This is a genomic window from Chitinophaga sp. OAE865 (assembly GCF_040546735.1).
GTDB lineage: Bacteria > Bacteroidota > Bacteroidia > Chitinophagales > Chitinophagaceae > Chitinophaga > Chitinophaga polysaccharea_A.
Genome location: NZ_JBEPOF010000001.1, coordinates 6,376,308 through 6,387,752, shown reverse-complemented (window position 1 = coordinate 6,387,752; position 11,445 = coordinate 6,376,308). Strand labels below are relative to the sequence as shown.

General features: G+C 49.9%; 7 protein-coding genes. All 7 read left to right on the top strand.

The window, feature by feature from the left end:
* Positions 1–24: 24 nt before the first annotated feature.
* Genes ABIE50_RS25460 through ABIE50_RS25430 form a run of 7 tightly spaced genes read left to right on the top strand, consistent with a single transcriptional unit; the run spans position 25 to position 11,423 of the window.
* Positions 25–1,086, top strand: coding sequence for a DUF5007 domain-containing protein (locus tag ABIE50_RS25460; protein ID WP_209865125.1), 1,062 nt, complete (start codon positions 25–27; stop codon positions 1,084–1,086).
* Between the two features lie 46 nt (positions 1,087–1,132).
* Entirely contained in the window at positions 1,133–4,282 is a 3,150-nt protein-coding gene (locus tag ABIE50_RS25455; protein ID WP_209865122.1) for a SusC/RagA family TonB-linked outer membrane protein, read from the top strand.
* 29 nt (positions 4,283–4,311) lie between these two features.
* Positions 4,312–5,820 (top strand): RagB/SusD family nutrient uptake outer membrane protein, encoded by a 1,509-nt coding sequence (locus ABIE50_RS25450; RefSeq protein WP_142687878.1) that lies wholly within the window; start codon positions 4,312–4,314, stop codon positions 5,818–5,820.
* Between the two features lie 11 nt (positions 5,821–5,831).
* Positions 5,832–6,557, top strand: coding sequence for a fasciclin domain-containing protein (locus tag ABIE50_RS25445; RefSeq protein ID WP_209865119.1), 726 nt, complete (start codon positions 5,832–5,834; stop codon positions 6,555–6,557).
* Positions 6,558–6,570: 13 nt separating this feature from the next.
* Positions 6,571–8,172: a DUF5008 domain-containing protein gene (locus ABIE50_RS25440; protein WP_209865114.1), complete on the top strand. Its 1,602-nt coding sequence runs from the start codon at positions 6,571–6,573 to the stop codon at positions 8,170–8,172.
* 24 nt (positions 8,173–8,196) lie between these two features.
* Entirely contained in the window at positions 8,197–9,957 is a 1,761-nt protein-coding gene (locus ABIE50_RS25435; protein WP_209865112.1) for an alkaline phosphatase family protein, read from the top strand.
* An 11-nt stretch (positions 9,958–9,968) separates the two neighbouring features.
* Entirely contained in the window at positions 9,969–11,423 is a 1,455-nt protein-coding gene (locus tag ABIE50_RS25430) for a carbohydrate-binding protein (RefSeq protein ID WP_209865110.1), read from the top strand.
* Positions 11,424–11,445 lie beyond the last annotated feature (22 nt).

Genomic DNA, 11,445 nt, shown 5'->3' with positions numbered 1-11,445 from the left:
AGATCAAGTAAAATGTTGAATGCTATGTCTAAAATATGCAGATACGGGCTCACAGGGGTTTTGGCGGTCCTCATCACAGGACTGGCCGCATGCAGGAAATGGTTGCCGGAAGACCTGGACTATCTCAGCCCCAAAGCCGTGTACACCCAGAAACTGTTTACGCCTACATTAGGCCGCACTACTTTGTTCTCAGGCGTGTACAACACCGACAATTCCACCACGCCCATCACTTTTAAAATCACCAACGTACGGGATGCGCTCACCCTGCAGCCCACCAACGACCTGGAAAAAATGGTGCCGGTATGGGTATGGAAACAGGGATACACCGGTAACGAAAAATCACTGGCGGAAATTGAAGGGAAACGGCAACAGGAAAATCACCCGGTATGGGAGGTGCGTGAACATTCGGGCGACTTTATCCTCTGGGCAGGAGCGGATAGCACTATGCTGCACCAGCTGCCGCATAAAGGATACCTGTTTGATGTAGTGGCTTCCAACACCGGTGGCACCAACACATACAGGGATATGCAGCTAACGCCGGTAAGGGAATTGCCCTACAGCCCCGCGAACGATATAGACCCGCTTACAGGTTTGCCCGCTATCAAATACTCTTCGGATTCTTCTTCCTACAGCCTGGTATACAATCATCCTTCTATCAGCAATGTAATGGGCGACAGCACCGAACTGGAAATGAAAAGTGACAGCGTGCGGGTATTCTTCCGGAAAACAGGTAACGGCAGTTCTATCTCTTTTAAATTCCTGGCAAAGGACTCCACGCTCATCAACCCATCCGCATTCAACGCCACCGGTCCGCTGGATAGCCTGTTGCACGGGTTTAATGTGAAAGCCACATCCGAATACATAAAGTTCGATGTGGCCTATCCTATTCCCGTGATCAGGTACGCTACGCGGTGGACCACCGGCGATGGCTCACAGGCGAAAGTAAGGTTTGCGTGGGACCGTAAAGCCTATGGAGGAGGTATTGTACGCGCCACGCTGGATCTTTCCTTTGCTATTTATCAGAAAGGCGACTGGGACGTGATCTTCTATTTCTACAGCGATAACCCAAGATTCAGAAATGAATAATGGTAAACCCTAGTGAATCACATTTTGAAATAAATGAGCTGCTGATATGAAACCAAATATATTTAAAACAGGAACACTGCTGCTGCTTGTACTGCTGGCAGGCGCCGGCACCCTGCTGGCACAGCAACCCGCGCCGGCAAAGATAACCGTTACCGGTACGGTGAGCGACAAAGTATCCACGGAAGCCATGATAGGCGTAGGCATCATGGAGGTGACCGGTAAGGAGAAAAAAGTGATCGGCGTAACGGACAACAGGGGAAACTTCAGCGTAAAGGTATCGCCGGAAGCCAGCCTGGCTTTCCGCTACGTGGGTTACCGCGAATTCATTGTGAAAGTAAAGGAAGGGAAACCACTGGACATCCGCCTAAGCATCAACGAAAATAAACTCAATGAAACCGTTATTGTTGGCTATCAGAATAAAACCAGGGAACTGGCCACCGGCAGCTCCGTGATTGTAAGTGGTAAAGACCTGCAGGACGTACCTGTATCCAACGTGGAGCAATTGCTCCAGGGAAGAGTACCGGGCCTCAATATCCAGAACAACACCGGCGCACCAGGCGGAAGAGGAGTAGTGGCTATCCGCGGGCTTTCCAATATCACTGTTACCGGCAATGGCTCCAGCTCTTTCCTGTCGCCCACTTCGCCGCTTTACGTAATAGACGGCGTGCCCATTGATGCAGATGCCAACTTCTCCTATGGCTTTCAGACACCTGGTCCGGGTGTGAGCCCGCTGTCCCTCATCCCCCCGGAAGATATTCAATCCATGGAGATACTGAAAGATGCGCAGGCTACAGCATTGTACGGCTCCCGGGCCGCCTATGGCGTAATTGTGGTTACCACCCGCCGCGGCAGCTCCAAAATTCCCGTAGTACGCTACACCGGCAACTTTTTCATGAACACACCGCCGGAACTGCGCGCTACCGTAGGAGGAAACCTGGAACGGCAGATCCGTGTAAAGGAAATTATGCAGTACGGCACCTATGCCGACCTGCTGAATATTTCCAACACCCCCTTCCTGGCAGATAGCTTAAATCCTTACTGGAACAGCTCTACCAACTGGCAGGGCATCTTCTATCAAACTACCTATAACCAAACGCATAACATCAACATCAGCGGTGGCGATCCTACCTTCAACTATAAAACGGATCTTTCTTACTACCACGAAAATGGTGTGATCAGGAACACGGGTTTTGACCGTTATTCTATTAACACCAACATGCTGTACCAGCCTACGCCGCGCCTCAAAATATTCGGACTGCTGAATACACAGATCGGTAAAAGAAAGCTCGGTAGCGGTAACGGCCTGTTACAAACCGGCGTGGCAGACAATGGGCAGAAATCATCCCTGCTGCCTGCGCCTTCCTTCTATCAAAGTACCGCCGGATACCTCGGCGCACTGGAAGTACAGAACGATAACAAAACGCTGAACCTCACCGCCAGCCTGGATGCCAGCTACCAGATCATTGAAGGGCTGAGCCTGGGATCGGCCATCAGCTATAACTACGCCTCCAACACACAGGACGAGTTTACACCCGCTGCCGCGAACAACGATTATTCAAGGATCAAGGCATACGACGACCGGAACTTCCAGTTATATAACCGTAACAGTATTACTTATTTTAAAAGCTTCAACAAAAAACACAACTTTACACTCAATGTGTTCAACGAGATCTTCAACCGTGGTATGCAGGCGAAGATCATCCAGCAGCAGCGGATGCCCAACGATCAGTATGAAGGCCCGCTGGGATATGGCAACGACGCATCAAGAGGCGGGGGCCTGCTGGATAATTTCTCACAAAATCACACCGCTTCCTTTGCCGGTTTGTTCTCTTACAACTTCAAACAGAAATATGTGCTGGACGCCAGCTACCGCATAGATGGAAGCTCCGCCTCCGGCTTTGAAGATCCCTACTCCAGGAACCCTTCACTGGGTTTGAGATGGAACTTCAACAAAGAGAAAATTTTTACCGATAGCAAATGGCTTACCTATGGCTCACTCCGTGGCAGCTGGGGACAAAACATTGTGCCCTCCGGCGATATCTTTTCCATTTACGGTACCTATCGCCCCAATGGCACCTACAACGGTAATCCCAGGATAGGTAGTGATTTCGACCAGATGCCCAATCCCTTCCTGAAGCCTACCACTACCACACAGTACGACATTGGTATGGAAGCAGGGTTCTTCCAGAGTAAAATAGAACTGGTGTTCGACGTGTATTATAAAACTGTGGAAAACCTGCTCCGTTCAAAAGACCTGGCAGACATCACCGGTTTTAACCGCGTAAATACCAACGAAACCTCACTGGCAGATTATGGTTATGAGCTGATGCTCACCTTCCGCCCGCTCAGGGCTTCCAGCCCCGTACAGTGGAGTATTTCCGTGAATGGTGCGCTCAATAAAGACATCCTCACCCGCCTGCCTGCAGGTGCGCGGCAACTGATACAAAATGATAACGGGCAGAATGTATTGTACCGGGTAGGGCGCAATGCGCTCAGCAATTACCTGCTTACCACCCAGGGCGTATACAAAACGCTGGAGGATGTGCCTATTGATCCCGCCACCGGCCTGAGATACCGTACTGCAAACGGGCAGTACTTCCAGGCAGGGGATCCTTACTGGCAGGACCGCGATGGCAACTATATCCTCGATATCAACGACTATACCATTGCGGGTAATTCGCAGCCACTGCTTACTGGTGGTTTGCAGTCCTACCTAACGTATAAAAACTTTACTTTCAACATCAGCGCTTCCTATGTAGCCATCCGCGATATCCTCAACGATGCGCTGGCACAGCGGATGCAATACCTGGGCCAGCCATTCGATCAGCGCTCTATTGTTGATTTTAACCAGATCGATTACTGGAAGAAGAGCGGCAGCAACGCTACCTATAGTAACCCCTTCGACTATACGCGGGCAGGCGCTGTTAACCCCTACAGGGTTGACCAGACACTATTCCAGGAAGATGGTTCCTACTTTAAGATCAACACCATTACCGTTGGTTATCTCCTGAACAAGAACCTTACACACCGCTATGGCATTAACACCGTGAGGGTTTATATGACCTGTAATAACGTGAAAACTTTTTCCAGGTACAGCGGGCCTAACCCGGAAAACGTATCGGCGCTGGGCAGGGACCAGTCGAATGGTTATCCCATTCCACGCAGCTGGAACGCAGGTTTGAACGTTGAGTTTTAAGATAAATGTTTATTAAAAAGTTATTGATCATGAACCGCAAGATTATCTGTTTACTCGCATTATTGCTTGCACTGGGTCAGCAAGGCTGTAAGAAATTCCTGAATGTAAAGCCGCTGGACCGGCTTTCAGGAAATGCCTTTTTGCAGAACAGGGAAGATATTGAAAATAATCTCTGGGATACTTACGGGTTGCTGCGCGATAAATTAGGATCCTGTCCCTTCCTGCCAAATGCCGGCGACATCCGTTCAGGTATGATGGCGGAATCGCCGGAAGAAGCAGGCCGTAACTATGTACATTTCGTTTCACAGAACGACCTCGCCACTTTCATTGCACTGCGTGGAAACGATGGACTATACCACTGGGTGGAGCTTACCCGCTGGCAGGGATTTTATAAAGTGATCCAGGCCGCCAACAATTTGTATTATGAAGTGGGAAGAAGGGAATTCCCGGATGTTTCCGCCACACAAAGAAAACAATACCAGGCGGAAGCCGTTTTTCTCCGTTGCATCAGCTATTGGCTGATGGTAAGGGTTTGGGGAGATGTGCCATATTATGCAGATCCTTATCACAGCGATCCTTTGCCCAGGGAGAAAATGGTAACAGTAGTGAAAAACTGCCTGGACGATCTGGCAAAAGTAAAAGACGATCTGCCCTGGCAATACAGCGATCCTGCCTACGTAGGTGTGCGCGCTACCAAAGGCGCATTGCTTACGCTGATGATGGAACTGGATGTATGGAATGCCGGCTTTGATAAGGCCAATGCAAAAAGCTACTTCCAGCAGGCGGCAGATATGGGCACAGAACTGGTGAACAGCGGGCAATACGAGCTGCTGCCACTGAGCGATTACCGCAAACTGTTCCAGGGCCGCACCAAAGAAAGCCTGTTCGAAATTGCACAAAACGCCAACTACAACGAGATCATCATGTACAATACCTTCTCCGACCTGGTATTGCACTACCCTTATAAAAGACCGGTTGCCACGCACCAGCACAGCTACTCTTATTTCCGGGCCGATTTCCTGCGGATGCTGTTCCCTTCCGGTCAGCCGGACGCACGCGTGCAATACTGGTTCGATGAAAATATGTTTGCAGATAACGGCGACTTCCAGTACCTCAAGTTTGTAAACGTATATGCGATCAACGACCAGGAAGATTATAATCCCGATGGTAACGTGATCCTCTTCCGGTATGCAGATGGTGTGCTGCTGCTGGCAGAAGCCCTGGCAGAACTGGACCGTAATGCAGAGGCCATTACCCAGCTGAATATGGTGCGTAGAAGAGCGCTCTCCAATCCGTATACCGGCCCCAATGGCGATGCCCTTAAAGATGAAATTTTTGCAGAAAGGGCGCGTGAACTGATGGGGGAAGGGCATTATTACTTCGACCTGGTAAGAACAGGCCGCATCTTCAATTCCAAATGGTGCTACTACCCGCTTACAAAATTGCAGTTCGATATGGGCGCATGGACCTGGCCCCTGGATCCTGCTATCCAGAACCAGAATCCATTGGTGCAATTAAATACTTACTGGACTAATTAAATCTCCCGGTTATGAACTCACTGAAAAAATATAGTCTGCATGGAGCAGTATGGCTGATGATCGCACTCACTGCATTGTCTTCCTGTAAAAAAAACAATTACTATCTCGACTCCGGGCTGGCAAACCCTTACTTCGACGGTAATGTAGTGGATTACCTCAACGCAAAGCCATTCTATTTCGATTCAGTAGCGGCTATTATAAAGCTGGCGGGCATGGAAGAGATCTTCACTGCCGATACCGTCACCTTTTTTGCGCCTACTGATTACAGTATTCAGAACCTTATCAAATCCACCAACAACGCATTATACAGCGGCGGCTTTGATACTATCCGCACCCTGCAGGATGTGCCTGCGGAGATATGGCGTAAGTATTTGTCGGTATACCTTTTCCATGGCGCCAACCAGCTGAAGGATTACCCGCAGATCGATTACAGCCTGCTGATCAATTTCCCCGGGCAGATGTACTATTCCTGGGATAACCAGCCAATGAACATCGGCGTGATCTATAATTCGGATAATGGAGTAAAGTATGTGGGATACCGCCAGCTCAGTATTTCCTACATCCCTGATGCAGCGGCGCCAACGGCTAACTGGACCACTTCCCTGGTAGCTTCCTGCAACATACTCACTAAGAACGGGGTAGTACATGTACTGAGCGCCAACCACGCCACCTTCGGATTTGCCCCCGGCAAATTTGCCCAGGACGTACAGGCTGTATTCGCAAATTCCGGTAAGTAAAATTTTATATCCAATGAGATGCATGCAAAAATATTATAACGCACTTCTTTTATCCGGCCTTTGCATGATGCTGCTGGGAAGTTGTAAGAACAACAGGGAGAAAGTATACGACGACCCTTATGCCGGCGGTAAGCCCGCCCTGGGTATCAGGATGAGCACCGATTTCCCGGCGCCAAGACTGGGAGATCCCGGCAGCACCGTTACCTTTAAAGCAACAGGACTGATGCCTTACAGATCGGACCTGCAATTTTTTATCAACAGCGAACGTGCAGAGGTAGTATCTGTAGACAGCTCCGGCATCAAGGTAAAGGTGCCTGAAAATGCCAGCACCGGTATCGGTTATGTAACTATTGGAGATCGTATCGTGTTTGGGCCCGTGTTTCGCGTAAATGGAAAACTTACTTCCGATAACACCTTCAGGGCGCTGGTAGGTTCCAACGGCTATATCAGCAAAGTGCTGCCTCTGGCCGATGGACGGATGATCCTGGTGGGAAGCTTTTCCAACTATGAAAACAAAGGGTCGGTAAAACCGCTGAACCGTATTATTCTTATTTCCAAAGATGGGGAACTGGACCGCTCCCTCCAGATCGGAGATGGGGTAGGAGGTTACCTGAATACCATAACCACGCTGCCAAACGGCAAAATGGTGATTGGCGGAGGTTTCTCCACTTATGATATCCACCTTGGCGAAGTGAACAATATCACGGTGCTGAACAGCAATGGTACTATTGACAGTATGGTGGTAAGAACCTTCCTCGACCGTGATACCGTGCCAGCCTTCAACGGCGGCGTAGATGGCAATATCCAGCGCGCATTTGTGCATGGTAATACCATCACCGCTACCGGCAACTTTAACTTCTACCTGCAACGGGTATACGGAAAATCAGATTACCGCGCCAAACGCGATTCACTGATCGTGGATTCAGTAAGAATTAAAAACCTGGTACGCTTCTTTGCAGACGGATCGCTGGACTCCTCCTTCAACTATAACTTCCTGCTGCACCGCAGCAACGATGGTCCCAACGGCCCGGTGAACGACGCCTTTATGCAGGAAGACGGGAAGCTGATCATTGCCGGGCGCTTTACCAGGTATAACAACGAATCCGTGAACTACATCGTTCGCCTGAATACAGATGGCACCATTGACCGTGCTTTCAAAGTTGGCACAGGCGCCGATAACTATATTTCATCCATCACTTATAATGAAGCTACCCGCCGGTTTATGCTGTCGGGTAATTTTACCAGTTTCGATGGAAAGGTACAGAACGGGCTGGTAATGCTGAATGAAGATGGTTCCGTGGACCCTTCCTTCAAAGGCGCTGCAAAAAATTCCGACGACAACTACGCTTATGCCAAACAACTATCCAATGGTATGGTGCTGGTGAGCGGCTATTTCAAAAACTACGGCGGTGTTCACCGCGGGCATTTTATGCTGCTGGATCATACCGGTGCATTGGCCAGGGGCTACAACACCACCGGCGACCTGGATGGTATTGTGAACGGCGTGCTGGAAACAAGGAATTTTGCAGGACAGCTGCAACTGCTTATCACCGGAGGGTTTGGCAAGTTTGATGAACAACCCGCTGGCAACATCACCAGGCTTTTACTAAAATGATTGTTACTTCTAATCCACAGACACATGCAGAAAAATAAATCAATATGGCTCAACGGGATGACGGTATTACTGCTGGGGGGGCTTGTGAGCTGGACCGCCTGCAATAAGGAGCCCGACCGGGTGCTGGAGCGGGGCGATTATACCGATACCACCAGCGCCATCGTAAAAAATCCAAAGGTACTGTTCGTGATCATAGATGGGGCCAGGGGGCAGTCAGTACGCGATGCCAATGCCCCCAACATCAGCGCGCTTACTGATCATGCCATCTTCAGCTGGAACTCCGTTACAGACGCAGATATAGGCGACCTCACCACCTGGGCCGACCTGCTTACCGGCGTGCACAAAGCCAAGCATAGCATTGAAGGCAATACCATGGATAATAATAACCTGAACAACTTCCCCGTTTTCTTTAAACGTATTAAAGAAAGGGCGCCGGGCATCCATATCGCCGCGTATAGTTCCTCTGATGCATTAGGTAATAATCTTACTACCGGTGCAGATATCAATAAAGTGTTTGCAGATAATGACGAAGCCACTACTACTGCTGCAGTGGCCGGCCTGGCAGCAGACAGCGCCGGACTGGTAATGGTGCAGTACAATAACGTGGATGCCAGCGGCAAACAGTATGGTTATGATCTCAGCGTGCCGCAATACCGCAACGCTATCCTGCAAACGGATGATTATATCGGCAAACTGCTCAATGCCGTAAAAGCACGTAAAACCTATGCCGGCGAGAACTGGATGATAGTAGTAGTGAGTAATCACGGTGGCGCATATACGATACCACCTACGGAAGATGATCATACTATTCTCAGCGATCCGAAAACGAACGGGTTTATCATTTACTCCACACCGGTGTATCTCCCTTCTTTTATAGATAAACCGTATACGGGTAACCGTTATATAGGCAAAGGCGTGCACCTGTATGGAACAGATGCGAATGCCGTGTATGCTACTATTGATGATGTGAACCGTAATTATGACCTGAAAGATACCCGCGGTATGGCCCTGGAAATGAAGATCAAGGTGATGCCCGGCGCCAATGGCGATTATACCTATTCCAATACTTCCGTGCTATCCAAAAGGGCTTCCCTTGACCCGGGTGTACAGGGATGGGCTATAGTGCTGAACCAGAAAGGATGGCAGCTGAATGTAGGACAAAATGCTCCCGGAAGAACAGATAACATGATCGTGAACGGCGCTGATATCAGCGATGGCAACTGGCACGATATCGCCGCACAGTTTGTATACGATACTTCTGCGCAAACCATGCATGTAAGAACCTTTACCGATGGTAAGTTCAACAATGATATCAACATTACCGGTTATGGCAACCTGAATAATGCTGCACCGCTGCGACTGGGTTACCTGCCTTATGCAGGCAGTTATCCTGCCCCGGATGTGTACATAACGGAGCTGAAGGTATGGGACAGCACCGCTACGGACCAGGTGATCAGCGATTACGCCTGTGAAACCAGTATGTCGGCCACCCATCCTTTAAGGAAGCAGCTCACGGGCTACTGGTCGGCCACCGACGGACAGGGCGCCGTACTGAAAGACAAAAGCGATAACCTGTCCGATTTTAAACTGAACGGCCCTTACGGATGGTTCAACTTCAACGACCTGATCTGTCCCGCTTCACCGGCTAATATTGCCCAGCTGATGCCGCAGCCCATAGATGTAAGCAGGCAGATCCTCGACTGGTTACAGGTTTCCGCAGACCTGCGCTGGAACCTCGACGGGAAAGTATGGACCACCAGGTATGTAAGCATGAATAACAATTAATTATTTACAGGATGATAAATAGAATAAAGTTCCCGCCCGCAATACTGCTGGTAAGCTGCCTGGCGGCAATGGCGCTGTCTTGTAAAAAGCCCGACATCAAAGGAGAGGAGATCACCGTACAACAGGTTGATGTTGCCTTTAAAAGCGACAACGGGCTGATAAAGATCCCTACGGGCGACAGCAGCTATACAAAGAATGATGCCACTGTAGATATACCGCTGAAGATCCGGCTGTCGGATGCAGCGCCCTCAAGATTTGATATAGGCGTTACCGTTAATACGGATACGGTGGCCGGCATGATTGCCCGTGACCAGATCCCCGGCGGCGTACTGCTGGAACAGGACGCCTACAGCCTGCCTAACCTGGTGAACGTGCCCTTTGGTCGTGAAGAAGCCACCTTTACCCTGAAAGTGAGCCTGGCTTCTTTCGAAAAATACTATGGCAAAACACTGGCCCTGGCAGTTGAGCTTACCGGTCCTACCAAAAACAATAAGCTGGATGCCGCAAAGAAGATCGTAGTGGTGCAGATCAATACCGCCAGCATTGTACCGGTAGACCAGATCCACTATGTGTATTACCCCGATAATGGTAAATCCATACAGGTGCCTGCTGTGCGCGGAAAGAATTACACTGTGGGACCAGGCACCCTGCAGGTACCGGTGAATGTAAGCTATACCAGCAGCGCCGGTCCTTCGTTTTACCTCAGGGTAAAACCCAATACAGATACCATTGCCAAACTGCTGGCAGCGAATGGTTTGCCCGGTACGGAAGCGCTCACTGCGGCGGATTTTTCCCTGCCGGATTCTATCTCATTCAAAGATTTTAATAATTCATTGTCGTTTCCGGTTACCGTGAAACTATCAGCCCTCCTGGCGCACCCGGGAAAAAAAGTGGCGCTGGCGGTGGATATCACCGATCCATCTATCTACAAAATAGATACTACAAAGAAAACAATGGTGATAGTAGTGGATGCCTCGGGTCTTAAATACAACCCGTATTCCGGCACCGCGCTGCAGCTGCCCGCCGGCGTGGGCGCTTCAGTGACCATTAAGGCGGCCGACTTTGACCTCGGCGGAGAAGGATGGGGCTACCATGAAACCACGGACAACAATATTCCCGGTACCTACCGCCCCAATGAAGGCGTGGATATTGAAGGCAACGGCGCCAACATCGGTTTCACTGCCGATGGCGAATGGCTGAAATACAGCGTGGAAGCGCCCGCGGAAGGCGACTACGACATTGCCATTGCTATTACTACTCCCAATGGCGGCGACCGTGGACTGCATATAGAAGTAGACGATGTAAATCAAACCGGCAGGATCCCTTTCACCAACACAGGGGGCTGGGGCAACTGGGTGTATCTGCACGGCAACCTGCATCTCACACCAGGCAAGCACCTGGTGAAGTTTGTATGGGAAACCGGCGATACCAACCTGCGGGATTTTATATTCACCCGTAAAAATTAATTAACGCATGGGATTGTTCAAC

Coding starts and splice junctions, on each gene's coding strand:
- ABIE50_RS25430 (WP_209865110.1), top strand. CDS start 9,969: ATGATAAATAGAATAAAGTTCCCGCCCGCAATACTGCTGGTAAGCTGC.
- ABIE50_RS25445 (WP_209865119.1), top strand. CDS start 5,832: ATGAACTCACTGAAAAAATATAGTCTGCATGGAGCAGTATGGCTGATG.
- ABIE50_RS25455 (WP_209865122.1), top strand. CDS start 1,133: ATGAAACCAAATATATTTAAAACAGGAACACTGCTGCTGCTTGTACTG.
- ABIE50_RS25440 (WP_209865114.1), top strand. CDS start 6,571: ATGAGATGCATGCAAAAATATTATAACGCACTTCTTTTATCCGGCCTT.
- ABIE50_RS25450 (WP_142687878.1), top strand. CDS start 4,312: ATGAACCGCAAGATTATCTGTTTACTCGCATTATTGCTTGCACTGGGT.
- ABIE50_RS25435 (WP_209865112.1), top strand. CDS start 8,197: ATGCAGAAAAATAAATCAATATGGCTCAACGGGATGACGGTATTACTG.
- ABIE50_RS25460 (WP_209865125.1), top strand. CDS start 25: ATGTCTAAAATATGCAGATACGGGCTCACAGGGGTTTTGGCGGTCCTC.